The sequence below is a fragment of the Pseudomonas sp. LB3P25 genome (assembly GCF_054897985.1).
In genome coordinates this window covers 2,490,226-2,515,504 of the sequence record NZ_CM142711.1, presented here as the reverse complement: position 1 = coordinate 2,515,504, position 25,279 = coordinate 2,490,226, and the positions used below count along the sequence as shown (strand labels likewise).

The 25,279-nt window shown below is 59.7% G+C and carries 10 protein-coding genes; 5 read left to right on the top strand and 5 right to left on the bottom strand.

Annotation, left to right across the window (positions count from 1 at the left end):
• Positions 1-30: 30 nt before the first annotated feature.
• On the bottom strand, positions 31-1,179 hold the full coding sequence (gene yiaY / locus ACYZTW_RS11280; protein ID WP_309674255.1) for an L-threonine dehydrogenase: 1,149 nt from the start codon (positions 1,177-1,179) through the stop codon (positions 31-33).
• A gap of 694 nt (positions 1,180-1,873) precedes the next feature.
• Between yiaY and ACYZTW_RS11275 the strand changes: the two genes are divergently transcribed.
• Positions 1,874-3,028, top strand: coding sequence for an epoxide hydrolase family protein (locus tag ACYZTW_RS11275; protein ID WP_462004903.1), 1,155 nt, complete (start codon positions 1,874-1,876; stop codon positions 3,026-3,028).
• Positions 3,029-3,085: 57 nt separating this feature from the next.
• On the opposite strand, the gene ACYZTW_RS11270 is transcribed toward ACYZTW_RS11275, so the two are convergent.
• From ACYZTW_RS11270 to ACYZTW_RS11255, 4 genes are all read right to left on the bottom strand, one after another.
• The gene (locus ACYZTW_RS11270; protein WP_462004902.1) at positions 3,086-3,469 is read right to left on the bottom strand and encodes a hypothetical protein; all 384 of its coding nucleotides are present in this window, start codon (positions 3,467-3,469) and stop codon (positions 3,086-3,088) included.
• 223 nt (positions 3,470-3,692) lie between these two features.
• Positions 3,693-4,388: a tRNA (adenine(22)-N(1))-methyltransferase gene (locus ACYZTW_RS11265; protein ID WP_462005735.1), complete on the bottom strand. Its 696-nt coding sequence runs from the start codon at positions 4,386-4,388 to the stop codon at positions 3,693-3,695.
• 575 nt (positions 4,389-4,963) lie between these two features.
• Entirely contained in the window at positions 4,964-6,430 is a 1,467-nt protein-coding gene (locus ACYZTW_RS11260) for an ArnT family glycosyltransferase (protein ID WP_462004901.1), read from the bottom strand.
• Positions 6,431-7,092: 662 nt separating this feature from the next.
• Entirely contained in the window at positions 7,093-18,138 is an 11,046-nt protein-coding gene (locus ACYZTW_RS11255; RefSeq protein WP_462004900.1) for a peroxidase family protein, read from the bottom strand.
• Between the two features lie 684 nt (positions 18,139-18,822).
• On the opposite strand from ACYZTW_RS11255, the gene ACYZTW_RS11250 reads away from it, so the two are divergent.
• The 4 genes from ACYZTW_RS11250 (at position 18,823) to ACYZTW_RS11235 (ending at position 25,225) form a co-directional block, all read left to right on the top strand.
• The gene (locus tag ACYZTW_RS11250; protein WP_462004899.1) at positions 18,823-20,559 is read left to right on the top strand and encodes a type I secretion system permease/ATPase; all 1,737 of its coding nucleotides are present in this window, start codon (positions 18,823-18,825) and stop codon (positions 20,557-20,559) included.
• Between the two features lie 6 nt (positions 20,560-20,565).
• The gene (locus tag ACYZTW_RS11245; RefSeq protein ID WP_462004898.1) at positions 20,566-21,906 is read left to right on the top strand and encodes an HlyD family type I secretion periplasmic adaptor subunit; all 1,341 of its coding nucleotides are present in this window, start codon (positions 20,566-20,568) and stop codon (positions 21,904-21,906) included.
• A 1-nt stretch (position 21,907) separates the two neighbouring features.
• Positions 21,908-23,236, top strand: a complete 1,329-nt coding sequence (locus ACYZTW_RS11240) for a TolC family outer membrane protein (protein ID WP_462004897.1) — start codon at positions 21,908-21,910, stop codon at positions 23,234-23,236.
• Between the two features lie 459 nt (positions 23,237-23,695).
• A complete protein-coding gene (locus ACYZTW_RS11235) occupies positions 23,696-25,225 on the top strand; it encodes a multiheme c-type cytochrome (protein WP_462004896.1) in 1,530 nt (509 codons plus the stop codon).
• The last annotated feature ends 54 nt before the right edge of the window (positions 25,226-25,279 follow it).

The following is a 25,279-nucleotide window of genomic DNA, read 5'->3' as shown; positions in this document are numbered from 1 at the left end:
TTTGATCTGGCTGGCGTCACTTCACATCGGTTACATCGCGGTATGGAAAATCTGCTCGATCTCGTCCTGATTGGCAGGACGCGGATTGGTAAAGCCGCAGGCATCTTTCATGGCATTGGTTGCCAGGATCGGGATATCGTCGGCCTTGGCGCCCAGTTCGGCGAGACCGCTCGGAATACCGACATCCGAAGACAGTTTACGGATGGCGGTGATGGCCGCGGCGGCGCCTTTTTCCGCATCCAGATGCTGGGTGTCGACACCCATTGCGTTGGCGATGTCTTTAAACCGGGCCGGGCATACGCTGGCGTTGAAGCTGGCGACATGGGGCAGCAGGATCGCATTACAGACGCCGTGGGGCAGGTCGTAGAACCCACCCAGTTGGTGCGCCATGGCGTGGACATAGCCCAGCGAAGCATTGTTGAAGGCCATGCCGGCAAGAAATTGCGCGTAGGCCATATTTTCCCGGGCGGTCATGTCGTCACCCTGGGCAACGGCAGTACGCAGGTTGGTCGAGATCAATTCCACGGCCTTGAGTGCACAGGCATCGGTGATCGGCGTTGCCGCAGTCGACACGTAGGCTTCGATAGCGTGGGTCAGCGCGTCCATGCCGGTGGCGGCGGTCAGGCCTTTGGGCATGCCTGCCATCAGCGAAGGATCGTTGACCGACAACAGTGGGGTGACGTTACGGTCGACGATGGCCATTTTCACGTGCCGGACTTCGTCGGTAATGATGCAGAAACGGGTCATTTCACTCGCCGTTCCGGCGGTGGTATTGATCGCGATCAACGGCATCTGTGGCTTGGCGGATTGATCCACGCCTTCGTAATCACTGATGTGCCCGCCGTTGGCGGCACACAGGGCAATGCCCTTGGCGCAGTCATGGGGTGAACCGCCGCCCAGGGAAATAATGAAATCACAATCGCTGCGACCAAGGAGCTCAAGGCCTTTCTCGACATTGCTGACCGTCGGATTCGGTTTGGCGCCATCAAACAGGGTGGAGTTGATGTCCTGCTGGGCCAGAAGGCTGGCTACCTTGGCGGCCACGCCGGCTTTGGCCAGGCCTGCATCAGTGACGATCAAGGCTTTACGGAAACCATATTTGCGGATGGCGAGCATCGCTTCGTCCAGACTGCCAATGCCCATCATGTTGACGGATGGAATGAAGAAGGTGCTGCTCATGATAAATCCTCTTTTATTCTGGAAACCCGGAAATCAGGTGAGGTTTTCTACTCATATCGCAGGCTGTGAGGCTCGTCTGATTGTCATCATTGACGAAGTTCAGCGGGAGACGGTGCTGCATCAAGTGTTCAGGCGAACAGTGTTTTAAGATGCAGAGGTGGATGGACTATCGCAGCCGGTATCTTTTGATCATGGGATTGAGCCTAAACCTATGACGCCAGACTGGAATGGTCCTTTAGCTTTCATTGGCACCTCCTTTAGTACTGGGAGGTAATGCGCCCCGACAGGCCGGCGCGAGACCTGTAGCGAGGGAGCTTGCTCCCGCTGGGGCGCGCAGCGGCCTTAAAAAAACCCACTCAATGATTATTCCCCCCAATGAGGAATACATAGTTCGGGGCTTCTGAGTTGATTCTGCCTAAAAGGCTAGAACCGGGTAACTGTCTGGCAAACACACCTTCCTAGCCTCATCACCAGACGTAGCCAAAGTGTCATCGGGAGAAGCGATTGAGCGGTTGGTAGGGGGTTAAAAACCAATACGTCCGGATTGAACAGGAACTATATGTAGCATGACGCCAGTCGTCGTGAAGAGCGTTTGAACTGGCTAATCTAGCTATTGTTGGTGATCGGTAATCGGTATTGCCTGATCGCGAAGCAGCGCCATAACCTAGCGTGTTTACCCTCATAGGGAATTGTCATGCCGATTCGCCCTTTTACCTTGGTCGTCACCGATTCTCAGCTGAGCGACCTTCATCAGCGGCTACGCAATTCACGTTTACCCGACGCCTTAAAGCCAGACAGCTGGGAGGATGGTACCAATTCGGATTTTCTTCAGCGTCTCCTTGAACATTGGTGCAACCACTTTGATTGGCGAGATCAAGAGCGGCGGATCAATCAGTTGCCGCAGTTCATGACTGAGGTCAATGGCCAAGCCATTCATTTCCTGCATCAGCGCGGGAAGGGGCACAAACCCATGCCTCTGGTTATCACCCACGGCTGGCCAGGTTCATTCCTGGAAATGGAACAGTTGCTCCCGCTACTCACTGACCCTGCTGCCCACGGTGGCGATGCCGCTGACTCATTTGATGTGGTGGTGCCGTCTCTTCCAGGCTACGGCTGTTCGCCTGCACCGACCCAGGCCGGGATTAGCTCAAGACAGATTGCGGCCCTCTGGAAAGCGCTCATGGGGCAGCTGGGGTACGGTCGTTTTGGCGCCCAAGGAGGGGACATTGGCGCTGGAGTTTCAATGTGGCTCGCCCGTGATCACCAACCCCAAATTATCGGTGCTCATCTCAACTACATCCCAGGGAACTATCGGCCGCCCCTAGGTGCCGGCCAAGATGCTTTGAGCGAGAAAGAACAGGATTTCCTGGATCGGAGCAGCCACTTTGCAGCCACTGAAGGGGCCTACGCTGCGTTGCAGAGCACGAAACCTCAGACACTTGCTTTCGCGTTGACGGACTCGCCACTAGGGCTTGCAGCGTGGATAGTCGAAAAGTTTCATGCGTGGGTTGATCATCCAAACGATCTAGAACAGGTATTGTCGTTCGACACGCTTCTAACCGATATTGCCCTGTACTGGTTTAGCGGGAACGTGCAGGCAAGCTTACGTCTGTATAAGGAAAATCGACAAAACCCGCTGGCGTTCGAGCCAGGGGAGCGGGTCGATCCGCCATTAGGCGTCACACTATTTCCCAAGGAGATCCCTATGCCTCCACGTAGCTGGGTGGCACGTGTGTTCGATGTGCACCGCTGGGAGCACGTAGCCCATGGAGGTCATTTCGCAGCGCTGGAGCAACCTCAGATCCTAGCTGAGGAAATCAGGGCATTCTTCAGGCCTTTGCGGGAATAGCTGGGTATCAACGTCCCATGGTACACAGCACCTATCCGTGGAGCAGTCGGAACGCAATCAATCGTCTTTTAACCAGCGAGCAGCGGATTTGGCGGTCTCCTCCGGCCCTGTATTGAATGCAATGGACGCATTGGGTGCACCCTTATGTACGGCGTTTATTACAGCTTCGAAAAGTGAAAGGCTTTTTGGAGGGAGGCGAATGCCGGCCCCAATCACCACACAGTCGTAGGTTGTAGTTGCTAGCTGCTTCTCTAGCAAGAGGCCGGCTGTTTCATCGGGTGGGATCAAGCAAAGGTCAGCTTGCCATCCCCGCTCTGCCATTGTTGCCATAGCAATTGCTATCCCTGCTTGGATCTTCTCGACATTCAAGCCTGGTGGTAAAGCGGGATCAGAAAAGTCCACTGTTTCCGGCTGCTGGCCGACGAACAATATCCGTGTCATATGACTTCACTCCGCTTTTGGGTGCCCCTGGATAAGGTGCGACTCGTCAGTATAGGCCCGTGTTGGAATCAAGCGGTTTCAACCTCTCGTGTGTAAGCGTCCGCCCTACACACCTTGCGTGGTTAAACGGGCGTCCACCTATGCGGCGACCCCGGCCGTTCCTCGCCTGTTTTCACCTTGCCTGATCGCTGCTCGGCGACTTTTCGTACACCCCCTAGACGGTTCAAGCCAGCAGCTCGGTGATCCACCGGGCCTGCCGAGCGATGTCCTGCACCTTATCCTCGGGCACGGCCTGCCGCGCCCGGGCGAAGTGGGTCAGGGTCTTCTGCTTCTGGCGCAGCCTGCGCTGCCACTTGACCAGAAACGCAGGGCTGCGTGCCTGCATCAGCAGCGGGCCGAAGTACAGCTCCTCGGCGGTATACATCACCGGCCCGGCGCGCTCGGCGACGATGATTTCGTAGTCGAAGCGGTTTTCCCGCAGCACTTCCTCGCAGAGGATGCGGTAGCCATTTTCCATCAGCCATTGGCGCAGTGGCTGCTCGCCGCCGTTGGGCTGCAGGATCAGGCGCTCCTGGCCGCCAAGGCGCGCCTTGCCGCTGTCGAGGATGTCGCGGATTGTCTCGCCGCCCATGCCACAGAGGCTGATCGCCGTGATCCCGTCTCCCGGCTCGATCGCCGCCAGGCCATTGGCCTGGCGCACGGTGATCCGCTGGTCCAGGCCATTCTCGCGCACGGTGCGTTCGGCCGAGCGGAACGGCGTCAATGCCACCTCGCCGGCCACCGCCGCCGCGATGGCGCCACGGCGCATCAACGCCACCGGCAGGTAACCGTGATCCGAGCCGATATCGGCCAGGCGCGCACCGGCTGGCACATGCGCCGCCACGCGCTCCAGGCGCATGGACAATGTCTGTTCGTTCAACCGCAGTTCCTTTTTCAGTGTCCGCATCAGGTCGATATCAGCAGGTCGCGAAAGGCGCAAACACGTATCCCGGCCATAAGTGCACAGAGCGCTCCAGAACCGGCCTCCAATACCCACCTAAAGCCACCTGCAATATTGCCAAACCCACGTTGAGAGAAATTCCCCATAAATGGGCTGTATTACCCGCATCCTGTTTCAACTTTTTTGATGGAGAACTGGCCACAGAATCAGGCTGCCCCGCCGGCGGGGAATTATAGGCTGTTAAATTTTTTGGCATAGAGAATGCTGTGAGTTCACTAGCGCATTAATTGAGAGTTTGAAGCTGTTACCACTGGAAAAACAACTTTCATGGGGCACTCCCTATACAGGCAATCGTTGCCTTGAAAAACACCTGCGCCGCAGATCAGGCGCGCATTGCTAGCCCTTCTGAGGAGTCACTTTCATGCGCATCGAGCCGCTAATCCTCACGCTGGTACTCATTCTTTTCATTTTTGCGATAGGGGCAGCCTGGAGTCTTATCAGCTTGTTCAGCAACTAAGAGTCAGTGGGAAGCATTCATCACGTTTGACACAGTTTCAAGGCTTGATCTGGCCCTGATTGGCGCACAAAGAGCCCAGCCCGAGCAGCAGGGCCGAACGCTTGGGTTTCAGGTACGACTCGATCCGCATCAGGGTGCAAGGCGCCAGGGCTTGCAATGCCGCAGGAAGCGGTTCCTGGACAAACAGCAGGCCCGGCGTATGGGCTACGCTGCTGGCCTGCGACTCGGTGATCGAACTGACGGGCCGCCCCATGTAATAGACCAGGCGAATGTCCGCAGCTCCCAAGCTGTAGGTCGGGAAGTTTGGGTATGCGTCGGTGGCGGCCTTTATCTGCGGAAATCCGTCGATCCGATGGGCGAACACCCTCCCTTCAAGACCCAAGTAGAACAGCGTGTATCCCGCCAGTACCACGGCCGGAACAATGCGCAGACTCCAGCGCTGCCAAGGGTGCCGGGCCTGGGTCAGCAGTTGGCTCCAGTGCCAGGCCAACAGCAGGGCGATGGCCGGGTAGATAGGCAACAGGTACTTGGCGTGCTTTTCGGTGAACAGCGAGAACAGCAGCAGCGGCACCAGAATGCAGCACAGCAACAGGGTCAGCTGCGGGCTCAGGCGGATGGCGTGCCAGAGTTGCCGCGGCCGCACCAGTAATATCAGCCAGAAGGGAAAGAAATCCCCACCCAGATACAACAGATAGGCATACCAGGCTTCTGCCCCCTGGCCATTGATTTTCTTGACGATGTCTTCGTTGAGGATGGCCGACCAGACGCCCCAGCCCTCCTGCATGGACACCGCCAGATACCAGGAAGTCCCGACCAGCACCGCAAGCATCCAGCCCCAGCCGTCACACAGAAAAGCTCGGGCCAGACGATCGCGGCTGATCAACGCATAGACCAGTATCGGTGCGGTCACCCACAACAGGCAGACCGGCCCCTTGGTCAGCAAGGCACAGCCGAGCAGCCCGTAACTGAGCCAGACCCAGCTGCGACCGCCTTGCGCGAACAGAAAGCGCCATGCACAAAACAGCGCCAGCAGACACAGGCCGGTCAAAGGCATTTCTATTTCTGCCCGGCGGGCAAACAGGCTGAACCCGGCATTCGCCGCCAGGAACACCACAGCCAGCAGCGCCGCTTGTCGCCCGGCGAATGTACAAGCCTGGCGATACAAAGTCAGACAACACAGCGTCGCAAACAGCGCCGAAGGCAGGCGCACGCTCCATTCGGAGAGGCTGCCCAGCAGTGACGTGCTGACCAGGGCCAGCCAATAGAACAGCGGCGGTTTGGACAGGTACAGCTCGCCGTTCATGTACGGCAACAGCCATTGGCCAGCCTCGTGCATTTCCCGTGTCGTAACGGCGCGCCGGGCTTCATTGACGCTCAGGAACGGCAAACTCCCCAGTCCCCAGTAAAACAGCAGCAGGAGCAACACCGCCACGCCCAGGGTTGGCCAGTCCAGCGCGCGCCGCGCGGCTTGCATCGGCAGGAATGCCTCGCCTTCTGTACTCATACACGCCTTACTCCTTCCCCAAGATGCACGAGAATGCGTGAGTCTGCCCAACGGGTCAGCTCATCGTGTTTTCGTGAACTAATAACAACGTATTGCGCCTTCACGTAAGTTCCCGCCAGTTTCCAACGGAACACGAAGTGTAGCCAAGGCTGTAGAAAAGTTAGCGTGCGCTAATCACACTTTGCAACCTTGGGTTTCGCCGACACTACTGCCTGGTAGGAATGGCGTTGTGGCTGCATGAAATACCCGTTTAAAAGGCTAGAACGGGGGCCTAATGCCAGTCAGTTAAGCAATAACTCGATCTGTAGCAGCTGCCGAGCCCGCGAGGCTGCGTTCGGCTGCGAAGCAGTCGTAAAATCACATTGCGGTACGTCAGGCATACCGCGTCAGCCGGACTCACGACTGCTACGCAGCCGAACGCAGCCTCGCGGGCTCGGCAGCTGCTACAAAGAGTGTCGCGGCTGAAATTGCTTAACTGACTGGCATTAAGAACTAGTGCCCGCATAAATTTAAGCGCACACCATCTCTTGGCTTTGCGGGGCTGGGTAGATGACTTGGCCGGACGGATACAACAAACGGCCAGTTTTATTAAAAAGAAAAGGGAGGGCATCCATGCCCTCCCCTCCGCTTTTCACGCGTCTGCGACAGTACTGATCAGGACCTCAAGTGGCGAGAATGAAGTCTGCGGCAGTGACGGTTGTTGCATCGGCCACACCGACCAGGCGGATGGAGTCAGCTATTCCTGCGGAGCTGATCAAGGTATCCGCACCGACATCGGTGATGATGACGCTGCCGGCAAAGTTCGCAGCAGTGACGCCGAATGCGGAAATATCGAGCCGGTCCTGGCCTCCCACCGGGTTGGCATCAAAGCCGATGATCTGATCGGTCCCGAAGCCCGCAGCGAACATGAAGATATCGTTGCCACTGCTGGCAACCATCATGTCGTTGCCGGCACCGCCAGTGACCGTATTGTTGCCAATACCGCCATCGATAAAGTCATTGCCGGTACCACCCAACAATGTGTCGTTAGCGTCACCACCGAGCAGCGTGTCGTTGCCTGTTCCACCATTCAAGACATCCGCCCCATCACCGCCGTCGAGGCTGTCATCGCCAGTGCCGCCGTTCAGGGTATCCGTGCCAATGCCACCGAACAGTTGGTCGTTACCGGCGTCGCCATTCAGTGTGTCGTTGCCGCCGTTGCCGGTGAGGATGTCGTTGCCGCCGCCACCATTGAGGGTGTCATTACCCACCCCGCCGGTGATGACGTTATTCAACCCGTTACCGTTGCCGACGAAGTTGCCGACTCCGGTGTAGGTCAAATTCTCGACATCAGCGCCCAGCGTGTAGCTGGCCAGCGAAGTCTGCACGGTGTCCGTACCGCCACCCGCCACCTCGACCACCACGTCTGTGGCTGCATCGACAACGTAGGTATCGTTGCCGGCTCCCCCCAACATCCGGTCAGCACCTGCACCGCCATTGAGGAAGTCGTTACCCACCCCGCCGGTGATGGTGTTGGCTAGCGCGTTACCGGTACCGGTGAAGTTACCGGCGCCCGTATAGGTCAGGTTCTCGACGTTGGCACCGAGCAGGTAGTTCGTCAGACTGGTTTGCACCAGATCGGTACCACCACCCAGCGCCTCGGTGACGGAGTCACCGACGTTGTCGACCACAAAGGTGTCGTTGCCGGCACCGCCGTTCATGGCATCCGCGCCGAGCCCACCGTTGAGGGTGTCGTTGCCGTCCTCGCCATTGAGGACGTCGTTGTCGTCTCCGCCGTTGAGGATGTCGTTGCCAGTGCCGCCAAACAACTGGTCGATACCGGCCAGGCCATTCAGCGTATCGTTCCCGCCCAGGCCAAGCAGCACATCGTTACCCGCGGTGCCGGTGAGGGTGTTCGCCAAAGCGTTACCCTGCAGCACCACGCCAGTCAGTACCGGAACCGCCGCCGTCGCCGCCGAGGTCACCGACTCCAGCGTGCCGAAGCCATCGGTGTAGCGCACGATCACTCGCAGTTGCAGATTGCCCTGCGCCACACCAGGGGTGAAGGTCGCAGCAGTCGCGCCGTTGATGTCGGTGAAGGAAGCGCCGACACCTTGCTGCCACTGGAAGCTGAAGGTGCCCAGCCCATCCGCATCGGCAATCCCACCCGTCAGCGCGGTCAGCACCTGCCCTTGATCCGGTGTCGTATCGCTGATCAGCAACGCGCCTGTCGGTGCATCGTTGACGTTGGCCACCGGCCCCAGGATGTTTGACGAAGCGCTTTCGGCCGCACCGAAGTCATCCACGTAACCGACCACCACGCGCACTGCCTGGCCGACTTGAGCCTGGCCAAGCGCGAACGTGCTACCGGTAGCGCCGGCGATGTTGACGAAGCCAGGCCCGTTGTTCGCCTGCCATTGGTAGGTGAACTGCGGATTGCTGAGGCCATCAACGTCGATGATGCTCGCCGGGTTAGCAGTCAACACCTGGTTCTGCACTGCAAGCCCGGTTACGGTCGGCCCTGCAGTCGGTGCATCGTTGACGTTGTCCACCGGCCCCAGGATGTTGGACGAAACGCTTTCGGCCACACCGAAGTTATCCACGTAACCCATCACCACGCGCACTTCCTTGTCGACCTGAGCCTGGCCAAGCGCGAACGTGCTACCGGTAGCGCCGGCGATGTTGACGAAGCCAAGCCCGTCGTTCGCCTGCCACTGGTAGGTGAACTGCGGATTGCTCAGGCCATCGAGGTCGATGATGCTCGACGGGTCAGCGGTCAACACCTGGTTCTGCGCTGCAAGCCCGGTAACGGTCGGCCCTTCGGTCGGTGCACTGTTCCCCGACGAGTCGACGATCTCCAGCGTGCCCTTGGCATCCTGATACACCGCACGGACGCGGATGTTCAGACCCGCCACATCGTCCGCCACCCGGTAGGTGGTGCCGATCACCCGCGATACCTCGCCAGCGGCGATAAAGGTGATGTCTTCAAAGACACCCGTACCGGGAATGTTTTCGACCTGCCAGTAGTAAGCCACCCCACCGGTCACAGCGCCGGTCGGGTTGGCCACACTCTGGTTGTCCGCGTCGTGTACCGCCAGATCGCTGACGCGCAGCAACTGGCCGGCGACAGGCGTTTCATCACGCACACCGGTGGCAGCATCGAGGATCGCCAGATGACCCGACGGGTCGTTGTTTTGGGCGGTGCCGACTCCGGACGACTGCGCAACGTCAGCGAACTGCAGACGCTCGATGCCCGTCAAGCGATCAACGCCATCACGCCCCGCCACCGAGTCGGTCACAACGACAGTGTTGCCATCGATCTCGACGCTGTACTCCGCCGCATTACCGGAGAACAGCGCGGTGTCGAAGCTGTCATTGCCGGTCAGAATCTCCCGCACGATGACCAGCTGGCCTGGGTTGTAAGTACCGTTCAGCATCAGCTGCACCATCGGCTCCATGCTGTCGAACGTGGCGATTTCCGCGCCAGTGCCATCAACATTTTCCCGTACGCTGATGCGTACGTTCAGCCACTTGTCACCATCGATGATGTCATCACCACCGCGACCTTCGATCAGGTCGCTACCACTACCGCCGAGGATGATATTGCCGCCATCGTAGAACGTCGCTCCGGCTGGCAGCAAATCCGCCAGGCCGTTGATCAGGTTGATGTTGGTCAGCACACTGCCGGTTGCCCCCGCAGTGGGCAGCGATGTGGCATCTTCGTTATCACCGCGCAGGAAGTCACCGTGCGACGAACCCGACAGACCTTCCACGATGTCGAAACGCACCAGCGCCGAAGCACCCGAACCCGGCACCGGTGGAACATCGAAAAAGCGGTCGCTGTAATCGATGGTCACGCCCTGGGCGAGGTCCTTGAAGGTTGCCCAGTCATAGCCGGAGCCGCCGATATAACGGTCACCCATGCCGAGACTGCCGACCATGATGTCGTCGCCACCTTCGGCATTGAACTTATCGTTCTCGTTACCGCCGATGAACACATCGTTGCCGATCACCGGGTCATTGCCAGCCGGGTCGAAGTTGTCGCCAGGTGCACCGTCCGAAGTGCCCTTCTCGATCCAGTCGTCGCCTTCGTTACCCATGTCCTGTTCGTTGGCTTTGCTGCCCAGGATGAAGTCGTTGCCCTGACCACCAATGGCCTCGGAAGCGTCCTCACCGGTCACGATGAAGTCATTGCCGAACCCGCCAATGATCAAGTTGATGCCGTTGCCTCCGTGCAGCACGTCGTTGCCGTCGCCACCCTGGATGTTATCGTCGCCGCCGAGGTCGGTGATGATGTCGTCGCCGGCGCCACCGCGCAGTTGGTCGTTGCCGTTACCGCCTTCAATACGATCGTTGCCACCGTCACCCCAGACCGTGTCATCACCATCACTCGAGACGAGGATGTCTGCGCCGTTGGTGCCGCCCAGCACGATGTGCTCTTCACCCGTGTACCTGATGTAGTTGGCGTCCGGCCCCGCGGTCAGCGGATTGTCGCGGAACACCACCTGCTCGCCGTTCTCGCCAAGCGGATCGGCGTTACCCAGGCCATCGTTGTACTGCTTGCTCTGGTCCCTTTCCAGATAGAACCCAGGGTCCGAGAACACCAGGCCCGGCAAGTGCGTGACCGAGGTGTTGGCCATGATCAGCTTGGCGAACGAGTTGCTTTCCAGCTCGGCGTTCATCGACAGGCCAGCGGTACGCTCCAGGTAGTAGAAGCGGTCACCGTCCTGCAGTTTTTCCAGCTGGTTCTCGAACACGAAGTTGAAGGTCGTGCCGAGCATGCCACCGAACGGGGTTTTCTCTTCGGCCAGGCCGCCGATCCAGAGGTCGATGGCATCGACCCCCGTGACAGTCACACCCCTCAGATCGTCGGCAGTACCCAGTACCCCATCCTTACCGGCCAGCGTTACGTTGGCCCAGGCACCGCTGCCGTTGAGGAAGTCCAAGCGGTCAGCCGGCGCACCAGCACCACCGAATACCAGCGCCATGGCTGCAGCGCGTTTGCCATCCAGCGTGGTCGCCTCCGTGATCGTGTCATGCGTGCCATAGGCCGCGATGAAGTTGATCAACGACTCCGGATGTTTGAGGTGCTGCACCAGGTCGACCCAGCTGCTGTACGGCTTGAGTTGGGTATCACCGGTTTGGCTGAAGATGTCGCGGCGGATCGCATTGAGCGAGGGAATCCCCACGTCGCGGCCACGGGCGAGGTTGAGCGCCGGCAGGTCGAGCGGCAGACCGAGCAGGTTATTGCGCAGCGCCTCGGTGACGAACTCGTCGATTTCGTTACCGGCTTGGCGAGTTACCCCACGAATAATCGCACTGGTCGCATCCTCTGGCGTCACGCCACTGGCGGCGTACGCCAACGGGTTGAGGAACGCCGCGATCAGGCCCATTTGCTGATCAGGATCAGCACTGTTCGGATCGCCGACCACGTTGAAATCGACGTCGAAGCGATCGACGGTCTCGGTCAGCATCGAGTGGCCGAACCGGTACACGGTGTGGGCGAACTCGGCGACGATCGAGGCATCGAGGTCAACGTCATAGACCTGGGTCGGTGCGAAGAACAGGTCGACCCTGGGCTGGATGGTCCGCGCAAACTCCTCGAACACCAGGTGCTGATACTGCATCTCGGTGCCGAACTTGGCAGCCTGGAACAAGCGCTCGCCATTCCACACCAGCGCATCGATCTCAGCCTGGTTGGCTGGCAACGCGTTCACCGGATTGAGCAACCACTCGTTGAGGAAGGCCACGTCACCCGAATCGAGCACGGTGTCCTTGGTCTGCGCGACCAGCCGATTGTGCTCGGAGTGGAAGATCGCATGCACCGTGGTCAGGCCGATGTTCTCGTTGACCCGGCCGTCGCCAGCGATGTAGTGCGCATCCAACAGTTCGTTGTCGTAGGCCAGGTTGGCCCCGGTCTGCGGATTGAACGGCACTGCGTTGCCAATGTCGGTATCCGCGTCAGGCACGAGCACGCCACCGCTGAACACTGGCGCTGCATTGTTATTAATGTCGACGAGGAACTGGTGACCGGTGCGCACAGCATTGGTCAGGCTAATGGGGGACAGCGGATTGCCTTCGACAAGGACGTCATCAGCCGTGCCACCAAGACCGTCAGCACCCTTCATCACGACCATCGGGAAGCCGTTCGGTCCCTTGATGAAATTGCCATAGGCGTCGGTCGCCAACAGCGGGGCGTTATCGACGTCGGCATCGGTAAGGTGGATACCCAGGATGTCGTTGGCCTGCGCCTTGACCACTTTCCAGGTCGCCATGCCACCGATTTCGGTGTCGTCTGCGGTGCCATACTTGCCATCCAATCCCAGGTCAACGTTAGTGATCAGCCTGCCGGTCGCGATAGGGCCGTTGTTGGTCAGCTCATAACCGCGCAGGAACACTTGGTGTGATGGGTGCGAGCTGTAGGTCTGGTTTTGGTCCACGAACGGCGAGGTGGTGTTGGTGTGCTCATGGATGTCGTCGGCCGTGCCGAGAACGCCATCCGCCCCTGGCAGGTTGGTCGCGCGGGTCAGCACCATGAAGTTGGCGTGGCCGCCTGGCACATACAGCGGATCATCCGGTTGCAGCGGGATGAAGACGGTGCCCGAACCGCCTTTGGTCACCAGGTCCAGACCGTGATCGAAGAACTGCCCGAAAAAGGTCATCCAGGCGTTGAACGGCGCGGACAACCCCGCATCCGCCGCGGTGTTCTCGAACAGGTACACATCGTGGTCGTCGGCAGTACCGAACTGACCATCCATGCCGGGGCTGGCGACTATCCGTACGCCATCCTTGAGCACGTCGTCGTTACCCACCGTGCCGAAGTTGAGCACACCGTCCGCACCCGGGTCGTAAGCCGTGGCATAGGCCGCCGGGTTGTTCGACGTCTGGTCGACGATCAGATTACTGATGGTGCGCGGCTGCGAGTCAAACACATAGCCGCTGTTCTGCTGGTACGACGATCCCGGGATGGCCGGCGAGCCGGGGCCAAAGAACCCGGCAGGTGCACCTTCCGCCGGATTGAAGACCGGATCGGCCAAGCGCGGAAAGGTGTTATCCGCGGCACCAAACTCGGTGTTGTTAATGCCGTTGAGGTTCATCAGGTTGTTGTTCGAGCCATCGACCGCACGCAGGCCCAATGGTGCGCGGATATTCGGGATCAGCGAGAGGATGTCCTGACCGGCCGCGTCTGCCTCGGCAATCTTGATTTGATCAAGAATGAAGTTGAGGTCGGAGCGGACCATGTGAAGGCCCTCGCCACCCGCAGTGGCATCGACGACAGGTGTCGGCGCCGTCGGCACAACCGGCGCGCCGGGAACCACCACGGTCGTCGGCTGCGAGAACACCATTTCAGTCGTGCCATGACCATCCAGGTAGATCGCCTTGACCCGCAGTGACAGCCCGGCAAGGTCCGGGGAGACCTTGAACGAGGTGCCGTCGGCACTTTGGAACGCCAAGTCACCCGCAGGCAACAGGATGATGTCTTCGAACACGCCGCTGCCAGGCGTGGCTTCGAACTGCCAATAGTAGGACACCGAGGTGTTGTTGACAGTACCCTGCAGATTGCCCACCGCGATGTTGTTGGCATCGCGCACACTGGCCATGCTCACCGTCAGTGTGTCGCCCACTGTTATCGAGCCGCCGTTTCCATCCGTGACGGTCGGCCTGCCCACCGGTTGTGCGTTCAACCCCGTCACCAGCACTTGCTGGGTATCGGCGAACTGCAGGCGTTCGATATGCAGCAAGGTATCGGTGCCGTCGCGACCCGCATCGGTATCTGCCACCGTCCAGACATCGTCCGTCACATCGGCCGTGCCGCGGGTGTCATGCGTCACCACATACTCGGACTGGAGCCCGGAGTAAATGGCGGTGTCAAAGGCCGCCCCGCCCGTCGAGGTGCCGGGCATGATTTCCCGCACAGCCTTGAGCTGACCCGGGTTATAGGTGCGGTCCAGCATGAGCGGGATCATATCGACCATGCTGTCGAAGCTGGCAATCTCGGGACCGGTATGGTTGACATCACCAGGGGCATAAACCGCGATTCTGACATTGATCCATTTGTCGCCATCGATCAGATCATCGCCCCCGCGGCCCTCGATCAGGTCACTGCCATTGCCACCGAGGATGATGTTGCCAGTGGCAAAGCCGGTGGTCGGCAAACCGGCATCGGCCAGAAACTGCTCCAGTCCGCGGATCAACGCCACATTGGTCAGTGCACCGCCCGTGGCACCACCGTGGTTGATGAGAGTGACCGCATCAACATCATCGCCTTTGAGTACATCGGCGAATTTCGAACCGGACAAGCCTTCGACCTCGGCAAAACGGTCGAGAATCGAGGCCGGCGAGGCACCGACCGGATTGAACACCCCGGCGTTCTGGTTTGGCGCGTTGCCGTGTGGCTGCGCCAGCGCGGCCAAGGACAGGTCAACGGTCACGCCAACCCTGTCATTTTTGTAGGTCACCCAGTCGAAACCGGACATGCCGTCCATCTTGTCCTGGGCATCGCTGCCGACAAAGATGTCATCGCCACCCTCGCCGATCATTTCGTCGAAGCCACCACCACCGACAAAGATGTCGTTGCCGACCACATCGTCATTGAGCAACGGCGAGAAGTTATCGCCAGGCGCACCGTCCTGGGTGCCCTTCTCGATCCAGTCATCACCTTCGTTGCCGGTAGGTGGCAGGTTGGTCTTGGCGCCGAGGATGAAATCGTCACCCTGACCGCCGAAGGTGGTTGTGATGTCTTCGGTGGTGACGATGAAGTCCTGGCCATCGCCACCCAGGATCAGGTTGCCTGCAGCCAGCATGCTACCGGCCACGATCACATCGTTACCGGCATTACCTTCCAGACGGTTGTCGCCGAACGAGTCGGTGATGATGTCATCGCCCGCGCCGCCAAGTACCGCATCGTTGCCGGCGCCGCCTTCGAGGCGATCGTTGCCTGCGTCGCCGTAAACAGTGTCATCGCCGTCACCGGAGATGATGATGTCATTACCGGCGGTGCCGCCCAGGACGACATGGTCTTCACCGGTATATTGCAGATAATTACTGTCCACACCCACGGTGTCGGGGTTGTCGCGGATCACCAGCGGCACGATTTCCACGCCGTTGATCATGATGCCGCCCGTTGGATCGGCGCTGCCGTCCGCGCCAAGGTTAGTGAACTGATGGGCCTGATTCACTTCGAGGCTGAATGTCGGCGTCAGGAACACGGTGTTCGACAGGTGGGTGACATCGGTGTTGAGCATGATCAGCTTGGCAAAGGAGTTGTTCTCCAACTCGGTGCCGAAGTGCAGGCCCGCGGTACGCGACAGGTAGTAGAAGCGGTCGCCGTTCTGCAACGCCTCCAGCTGGGTTTCAAACACGAAGTTGAACGTCGAGCCGAGCATGCCGCCGAACGGCATTTTCTTCTCGGCAAGGCCACCGACCCAGAAGTCGATGTCGTCGAGGCCCGTGATCGTCACACCCGTCACGTCGTCGGCCGTACCCAGCAGCCCATCCTTGCCGGCCAGCGCTATGTTGGCATAGGCACCGGTGCTGTTGAGGAAGTCCAGGCGGTCAGCCGGTGAACCCGCACCGCCGAATACCAGCGCCAAGGCTGCTGCGCGTTTGTCTGCCAGTGTGGTCGCCGACGTAATCGTGTCATGCGTGCCAAAGGCAGCGATGAAGTTGACCAACGACTCGGGGTGCTTGAGGTTGTCCGCAAAGTCAGCCCAACTGATGTACGGCTTGAGTTGGCTGTCGCCGGTTGATGTGTACATCTCACGGCGCGCTTCATTCAACGTGGGGATGCCAGTGTCGCGACCACGCGCCAGGTTCAGGGCCGGCAAATCGAGCGGTAGACCGAGCAGATTGTTGCGCAACGCTTCGGTGACGAACTCGTCGATCTCGTTGCCGAGCTGGCGGGTCACACCGCGAATGATCGCCCCTGCCGCTTCGTCCGCAGTCGCCCCGCTGCCGGCAAACGCCAGCGGGTTGAGGAAGGCCGCGATCAGACCCATTTGCGAGTCCGGGTTGTTCGGGTCAGTGAGGAGCGGATTGAACTCGGGGTCAAAGCGATCGACGGTCTCGGTCAACATCGAGTGACCGAAGCGGTACACCACGTGGGCGAACTCGGCGAGGATGGCCGGGTTGATCGAGGTGTCATACCCGTTGGGGGCAAGGAATCCGTCGATCTGCGGCTGAACGGTCCGCGCGAACTCCTCGAACACCAGGTGCTGGTACTGCATCTCGGTGCCGAACTTGGCGGCCTGGAACAGGCGTTCGCCGTCCCACACCAACGCCGCGATTTCAGCGGGTGTCGTCGGTATCGCGGCCACGTCGTCCACCAGCCACTCATTGAGGAAGGCCAGATCGCCGGCGGCAAGGAGGGTGTCCTTGGTTTGCTGGACCAGGCGGTTGTGTTCGGAGTGGAACACATGGTGCACGGTGGTCAGGCCGATGTTCTCGTTCACCCGGCCGTCGCCGGCAATGTAGTGAGCGTCGAGCAGTTCGTTGTCGTAGGTCAGGTTGTTGCCGCCCGCGCCAACCGGCTGCGCATTACCGATATCAGTGTCAGCATCCGCCTGCAGAACCCCGCCGACGACTACCGGCGCGGCATTGTGGGCGATGTCATCGAGGAAGCCATGCCCGGCGCTCACGGCGTTGGCCAGGCTGATCGGAGCATCCCGGTTGCCTTCGACCAGTTGAGTGACGTCATCAGCTGTCCCGGCGATCCCGTCAGCACCGTTACTGACGCGCATCACCACCTGCGGCATGCCGCTCGCCCCCCGGATGAAGTTGCCATACGCATCGGTTGCCAGCAGCGGCACGCTGTGCACATTGGCGTCGGTCAGGTTGATGCCGAGAATGTCACGGGCTTGGGCCTTGACCACTGCCCAGGTCGCCATGCCGCCATTTTCGCCGTCGCCATCATCGGCAGTGCCGAACTTGCCGTCGGCGCCGAGATCGCGGTTGGTAATCAAGCGCCCCGTTGCAACAGGGTCACCTGCCGCGTTGAGGACATACTCGCGCAGGAACACCTGATGCGAGGGGTGCGAGCTGTACGTTTGGCTTTGGTCCACGAACGGCGAGGTGGTGTTGGGCTGGCCATCATCGGCAGTGCCGAGTATTCCGTCCGCGCCGGGGGTATGCACTGCACGTGGCAGCACCATGAAGTTGGTCGGGCTGCCCGGTACGTACAACGGATCGTCCGGCTGCAGCGGAATAAACACGATGTCGGTACTGCTCTTGGTGACCAGGTCCAGGCCGTGGTCGAAGAACTGGCCGAAGAAGGTCATCCACGAGTTGAAGCCGGCGGTCAGACCGGCGTCCGCAGACACGTTGGGGATGAAGAACACTTCCTTGTCGTCGGCCGTGCCGAACACGCCATCCAGACCGGGGCTGATCACCGGGTCTGCACCGCCGTTCGCCGCTACTGCGGCCGGGTTGTTGGCGGTCTGGTCGACAATCAGGTTACTGATAATCCGTGGCTGCGGGTCAACCACATTCCCTGACGCGGCATAGGCCGCTCGATACTGGGCATCAAGCAGGCGCAGGAAGGAATTGTCCGCGGCGCCAAACTCGCTTTGTCCGGCGACCAGGTTGTTGTAGCTGCCATCGACGGTGCGCAGGCCGAATGGCACCTGACTGTTGGGTAGCAAATCACTGAGGCTGGCGCCGTCGGCATGCGCTTCTGCGATGAAGATTTGTTTGAGGATGAATTCCAGGTCCGACTTGTTGAAATTGGCCATTTTGAGTGCCCTCGATCTCTTTGGGGGAAGGACACGGGACGATAAGAATCCTCCCACGCCCAGTCCGGTGCTGGCTTGCGCAGTGTGTTGGTTCTTTTTTTTGCGAGCGCTGGCGCGGGAAGGCAGAGCCGTTACACGGCCCCCTCGGGATGCGCGCCTGGAATTCGCGAAAGAATGACTCGCTCAGCGATTAGGCAGAGCGAATCCGAGCCTTGGGTGGGCCATGGAAACTTGAAGTAACGGCGAACTTCCTCAACAGCCCCTTCACTCCGCAGAAGAACGAAATCATCGACATGGTGTGCTCCCTCGGGAAAATCACCGCGCCTTGCGTTGCCAAAAAGTTGACAGGCTCCAGGCGGGCGGTTCCCTCAATTGAGTGAGACTAAAGTTCCATAGTGAAAAATTGTCAATTTTACGACGTGCAAACCAGACGATTGGTAACTGACTTCTCAACTAGCTGTTTTTATAGGACTTATAGAAAGTTCATTGCGACATTAGAGCGAAATGTTATTTCAGATTGTTTCAACGCCACCTACGCTGCTGCCATGCGAGCGACGCAGAGATTTGCAGGTGATTCGCCCCGAGAGCGACCAGCCTGCGTATCAACCAGATGCCTGCGGAACCACATCTGTTAGCTGTTGCGCCGCAAGGGCAAACGGCTTTTTGAGAAGAGGGGTCACCCAAATGCACAAACAATCGAGCACTCGATCCGAGCTGGCTGACGCGCTCTTTCGACTTCGCCGCAGTTTTTACTCGCTCGCAGGGTTCAGCGGCGTCATCAACGTCATGATGTTGACGCCAGCTGTTTATATGCTGCAGGTCTATGATCGGGCCTTGGTCAGTCGTAACGTCACGACGTTGACGATGTTGACCATTCTGGTGATAGGCCTGTTCTTGCTGATGGCCACGCTGGAACTGTTCCGCACCCGCGTGCTGATCCGGGTCGGCAACTGCCTCGACATGGACCTCAATCGACGCATTTTCACCGCAGCATTCGAGCGCAACCTGAGCCGCGCCGGAGGTAATCCGGCCCAGGCCCTGCAGGATCTCGCGCAGGTGCGGCAGTTCCTCACCGGCAATGGCCTGTTCGCTTTCTTTGATGCGCCATGGACGCCGATCTACCTGCTGGTCGCCTATCTGATCCACCCGCTGCTCGGACTGGTCACGCTGATCGGCTCGCTGATTCTGGTGGCCCTGGCTTATCTCACCGAGAAGGCGACGCAAAAGCCGCTGGCCGAAGCCAATCAGGCCGCCCTCTCCTCCGCCAGCTACGCCAACAACAACCTGCGCAACGCCGAGGTCATCGAGGCCATGGGCATGCTGCCGTCGATCGGCAAGCGCTGGTACCAAAGCCATTTGCGCATTCTGGAAATGCAGACCCTGGCCTCCGACCGTGCCGCCCTGATCAGCAGCACCGGACGCTTCGTGCGTATCACTTTGCAGTCGCTGATCCTCGGCGCCGGCGCGCTGCTGGCGATCGAAGGCAAGATCACCCCCGGGATGATGATTGCTTGCTCGATCCTCACCGGCCGCGCGCTGGGCCCGGTGGAACAAGTCATCGCCTCGTGGAAGCAGCTGCTTGGCTGCCGTTCGGCGTGGGGCCGGTTGAACGAGATGCTGAACGACTATCCGCGCCGGCCACCGAGCATGTCACTGCAGCGGCCACTGGGCATGCTGACGGTGGAGAATGTGTTTGCCGGTGCCCCCGGCACCGGCAACACGATTCTGCGCGGGGTGAGCTTCAACCTTTCCCCCGGCGAAAGCCTTGGCATTATCGGTCCATCCGCCTCGGGCAAATCCACCCTCGCCCGCCTGTTGGTCGGCGTCTGGCCGGCACAGGCCGGCAAGGTGCGCCTGGACGGCGCGGACATATTCACCTGGAACAAGGGCGAACTTGGCCCCTGGCTCGGTTACCTGCCACAGGACGTCGAGCTGTTCGAGGGCACCATCGCCGACAACATTGCGCGCTTTGGCGAAGTGGACAGCGACGCGGTCATCCGCGCCGCCAGGGCGACTGGAGTGCACGAGATGATCCTGCGTTTGGCGCAGGGTTATGAGACCCGTCTGGGCACCGATGGCAGCCCGCTTTCCGGTGGCCAGAAGCAACGCATCGCCTTGGCCCGCGCGCTGTATGGAGAACCCAATCTGATTGTGCTGGATGAGCCGAACGCCAACCTCGACGACATCGGTGAAAAGGCCTTGGTCGATGCGCTGGGCCAACTCAAAAACCGCGGTGCCACCGTCATTCTGATTTCCCACCGTCCCAATGTGCTCTGCGCCGTCGATAAGGTGCTGATGCTGCGCGACGGCGGCGTGCAGATGCTCGGCACTCGTGACGAAGTATTCGCAGCGCTGCGCAAGGCCAGTGTAATGCCTGCAGGCGCATCGACTCCGCTGGCCTCCGTCAAAGCACGGGAGTAACCGATCATGCAAATGAGCCAACACACCGACATGATTCACACCGACCCCAGGAACGTGGTGGATCTGGACGTCGGTAAACCCGTGCGCTGGGGCATGTTGCTGATGCTCGCCGGCTTCGGCGGCTTCCTCCTGTGGTCCTGGCTGGCGCCGCTGGATGCCGGCGTGGTAGCGACAGGCACGGTAAAAATCACCAACAATCGCAAAGCTGTGCAGCATCTGAGCGGCGGCACCGTGGAGGCCATTCTTGTTCGCGAAGGCGATGCAGTGAAGAAAGGCCAGGAGGTGGTCCGCCTCGACTCGTTGCGTGCCGTTGCCGAACAGGGTGCGGTCAGCGCCCAGTACATCGTCAGCAAGACTGTGGAAAACCGCCTGGAAGCGGAACGTGACGGCCGCGATGTGGTGAACTACGATCCCGAACTGCTCAAGCGCTTCGGGAATGACCACCGCCTGGTGGCCGCCATGGATCTGCAACAACGCCTGCTGGACACCCGGCGCGCCGGCCTCGCTGGCGAAATCAGCATCCTGCAGGAAAACCTCGCGGCGTCGGCGGTGCAGCTCAAGGGCCTGCAACAGGTCTATGGCGCCCGTGCCTCGCAGATCAACTTCCTCGACCAGGAACTAAAAGGCACCCGCGTGCTGGCGGCCGAAGGCTATGTGCCGCGCAACCGTCTGCTTGAGCTGGAACGCAGCAATGCCGACCTCTCCGCCGGCCAGGCCGAGAACCTCAATAACATCGCTCGCGTGCGTAGCCAGACCACCGAAATCAAGCTGCGCATCCTGCAGCGCCAGCACGATTACCTGAAGGAAGTCGAATCGCAGCTCACCGACACCGCCAAGGAAAACACCACCCTGGCCGACCGCTTGCGTGCGCTGGACTATGAAGTGACCCACACGGTGATTCGGTCGCCCATCGATGGCATGGTCCAGTCCCTGAGCATTGCTACCGTCGGCGGGATCATTCAGCCCGGCTTCAAAATCATGGAAGTCGTTCCGGACAACGAACCGCTGCAGGTCGACGCGATGATTCCCGTGCAGGCCATCGACAAGATGGTCCCCGGCCTGGCCGTGGACATCACCTTCCCGGCCTTCAACCATGCCCAGACGCCCAACATACCCGGCCGCGTGAAGACCATCTCCGCCGACCGCCTGCTCGACGAGGAAAGCAAGCAACCGTTCTATCTGGCGCAGGTAGAAGTGACGCCCGATGGCATGAGCCTGCTTGGCAGCAATCACATTCGCCCCGGAATGCCCGCCAGCGTCACCATCAAAACTGGCGAGCGCAACATGATGAGCTATCTTCTCAAACCAATGCTCGACCGTGTTGACAGCTCCTTCAAGGAACAATGAAATGGACCGTCATTGCCTGTGCTTCTGCCTGCTAGCGCTGTCCGTCCCGGCCAGCGCCATGGACCTCAAACAAGCCTGGGATCTGTTGCAGTACCAAGGCCCCGTCTATCGCGCCGCCGTGCATGAAAAGGAGGCCGGTGCGCAAAACCGCGACATCGGCTTGGCCGGCCTGCTACCGCAGATCAATGCCTCGGCCTACGACAACAAGGTTAATGGCACCCAACGCCAGAGCGGCGTCGAAAGAGATCTCGACTACACCTCCAAGGGCGCTAACGTGCGCCTGCGCCAGCCGCTGTTCAACAAACAGAAGATGGCCGAGTACCGCCAAGGCAAGCAGCGTGCCGACTACAGCGTCGCGGTGTTCGATGCCAAGAGTCAGGACGCCGCAGTGCGCCTCGCTGAAAGCTATTTCGACGTGCTCCTGGCCAGCGAAACCATCATCCTTTCCAAGTCCAAGCTGAGCGCCTTCGACGAGCAACTCGCCTCGGCGAAACGGCGCATGGAGTTGGGGGCCGGCACCGTTACCGACATCGACGAGTCGGCCGCTCGCCGCGACCTCGCCGAGGTTGAGCTGATCGAAGCGCAGGACAATCTGGTCAACGCGCGCCGCAAGCTTGAGGAATTTATCGGTGAAACCCCTGAATCGCTGACCACCTTGCGTCCGAGCTTCGATACACCACCGCTGCTACCGAGCAACCTGCAAGACTGGTTGGTCAAAGCCCAGACCGACAGCCCGCTGATCCATGCGCGCCGTCATAGCAGCGACCTCGCCGAAGAAGAAGTGAAGCGAGCCAAGGCCGGCCACTGGCCAACACTGGATTTCGTTGCCGGCTACACCGCGGGTCAGAGCCAATCAATCTCTGAGTTGAATCAACGCAACCACTACGGCTCAATCGGGCTGGAAGTAAACTTCCCGTTGTACAGCGGTGGCGGCACCAGCGCGTTGACACGCCAGGCGAGTGCCAATAGCTATAAGGCCCTGGACGAACTCGACGCCACGCGCCAGGAAGTCATCACCGGTACCACCCGTGAGTATCGCGGCGTACAGAGCGGCGCCCAACGTATTCGCGCGCTGGAGAAGGCAGTGGAGTCCAACGAACGCTCACTGATTTCGACACGCAAGGGCTTCAAAGAAGGAGGCACCAGCACCAACTCGGACGTCCTCAATGCCGAAGAGCTGCTCTTCGTTGCGCGCCACGATCTGTTCGAGGCCAAGCTGCGCTACTTGATGTCGCGCCTGCGCCTGGCCTCTTCGGTGGGCAGTCTGGGCGACGACGATATCGACCGGATCAACGACTACCTCGGCCCGGAACTGCTGGTCACCAACTGACTTCACCTGCGCGGCAATTTTTACAAGGTGGTCGGCAAAACCCGGGCACAACAGCGTAATGCCGATCAGTTAAGCCATTTCAGCCGCAACGCAAACCTTGTAGCAGCCGAACGCAGGCTTCGCCAGCTGCTACAGATCGTGTTGCGGCTTAACTGATCGGCATTGCCCCCCCCCGATTCCGGAGTGAACTCCCCCACTAATGGGTACCGTTCCCCGCAGTATTCGCGTCTCGATCAGCAAAAAATTCAGCCTCCGACCAATGTTTGCTGGACCTTCAGGTCATTGCGCATGTTTTGTCACAATCCTTGCAACGTAATGACCGAGTGAGCTTCTCCCGTTCATGAAAGGTGGAGAGTCGAGGAGCTGTACCTATAACCATTGGCTTGCAGCATGAAGTAACCCTGTCAACTCAATGGAAGTGCTGCATTCATCCTCTGCAACCGTCTTGGGGAAACGCTTATGAACCACCCCACATGCAAACACGCACCCAGACCGGGTGAATTACTGGCGGCCTTTGTCCACAACCTGATCTACCGGGTGATCAGACCTTTCGTTCGCCGTTTTTTATGCTTTCTAGCCTGCCTGCTTACGGTAACGCTGGTGGCCGCCGACGAACCTCAGGGCAATGACAATCAGGGTAATGAGAAGTGGCTGGAGCCGGCACGCTCCAAGCTCATGCATGTGATTGGCGGGATGCCGTTCTTTCCGCATCGGGCCAATACCACCGGCAATCTGGTTTTGAATGTAAAAGACTTCGACAATGCCCAGGTATGTGGCGCTTGCCATACGGAGATCTACAAGCAGTGGCGCTCATCGATGATGTCCCAAGCCTGGGATGAACCCATCTATCGGGCCTTGCTCAACCGTGCGAGTTCGGCCACCGAGGGGAAGGTCGATAACTTTTGCACCGGCTGCCATACCCCGATCGGTCTCACGACCGGGCAAATCAATTCGGAAATCAACCGCTCCTCGATTGAAGACAGCACGAAAAATCATCCGATGCCTGGGGTCGATTGCGAGACCTGCCACAACATTAGTGCCCGCACGGGCCTCGATAACGGCGCCTATGTCCTGAGCCCTCGAGCGCACGGTAAACCGACTAAGTTCGGCCCGCGTAAAGATGCCGTTTCGCCCTATCACGACACCGTATATTCCGCTCTGCACACGCGCTCGGACTTTTGCGGCACCTGCCACAACGTCACGCACCCGTTCAGCGGCGTGGCGGTCGAGCGAACCTATGACGAATGGCAGGAGAGCGCCTACAGCCTCAACGATGTAACCTGCCAGAGCTGCCATATGCAGGGTTTTGCGGGTAAGGCCGCGATCATGGGGCCAGACCGCGAGGAGGTCGCCTCGCATTGGTTCAGCGGAGCCAACGCTATGATGCTCAAGCATCTCGGTCAGGAAGCGGGCGCGCAACGCGGGCGCGACATGCTCGCGCGCGCTGGGGAAATAACGTTCCAGCAACTGCCGGCAACCATCATTCCCGGGCAATACACCTCGGTAGCAGTGAAAGTTGCCAATGTCGGCGCCGGGCACAAGCTGCCGACCGGCTTTCCAGAGGGACGGGAGATGTGGATCGATTTCCGGGTGCTGGATGCCAGTGGTCGCGAGCTCTATCGGCTGGGCTCGATCAAGGACGGCAAGACCGAGGACAGCACGCGAAATTTCAAAGTGCACATAGGCGACAAGGATGGCAATCCGTTGGACGTCGAGGTCTGGAATGCCACGCAAATTCTCTCGGACAACCGCATTCTGCCCAAGGGCTACGAGATTGGGGAGTTCTCCTTCCTGGTGCCGGCCGACGCCGTCGGGCCGCTCACCTTGACTGCCGAACTGAACTACTGGCCGTTTTCGCAAAAGCTGGCCGACTACCTGCTTGGCAAGGATAAGTTGCAGGTGGAAATCACCCAGATGGCCAAAGTCACACAGAGCGTACCCCTGTCGACAAGCCTGCCTGTCGTCGGTGCAAACACTGCGCACTTTTAGCTGCGCAGTGTCGACGTCCAGGCTGGCCCCGATCACCGCGTGTGCTCCGTCTAT

What these genes read in the sequence shown, in the direction of transcription:
- ACYZTW_RS11250 (WP_462004899.1), top strand. Translation starts at nt 18,823, where the DNA reads ATGCACAAACAATCGAGCACTCGATCCGAGCTGGCTGACGCGCTCTTT.
- ACYZTW_RS11270 (WP_462004902.1), bottom strand. Translation starts at nt 3,469, where the DNA reads ATGACACGGATATTGTTCGTCGGCCAGCAGCCGGAAACAGTGGACTTT.
- yiaY (WP_309674255.1), bottom strand. Translation starts at nt 1,179, where the DNA reads ATGAGCAGCACCTTCTTCATTCCATCCGTCAACATGATGGGCATTGGC.
- ACYZTW_RS11245 (WP_462004898.1), top strand. Translation starts at nt 20,566, where the DNA reads ATGCAAATGAGCCAACACACCGACATGATTCACACCGACCCCAGGAAC.
- ACYZTW_RS11260 (WP_462004901.1), bottom strand. Translation starts at nt 6,430, where the DNA reads ATGAGTACAGAAGGCGAGGCATTCCTGCCGATGCAAGCCGCGCGGCGC.
- ACYZTW_RS11240 (WP_462004897.1), top strand. Translation starts at nt 21,908, where the DNA reads ATGGACCGTCATTGCCTGTGCTTCTGCCTGCTAGCGCTGTCCGTCCCG.
- ACYZTW_RS11235 (WP_462004896.1), top strand. Translation starts at nt 23,696, where the DNA reads ATGAACCACCCCACATGCAAACACGCACCCAGACCGGGTGAATTACTG.
- ACYZTW_RS11255 (WP_462004900.1), bottom strand. Translation starts at nt 18,138, where the DNA reads ATGGCCAATTTCAACAAGTCGGACCTGGAATTCATCCTCAAACAAATC.
- ACYZTW_RS11275 (WP_462004903.1), top strand. Translation starts at nt 1,874, where the DNA reads ATGCCGATTCGCCCTTTTACCTTGGTCGTCACCGATTCTCAGCTGAGC.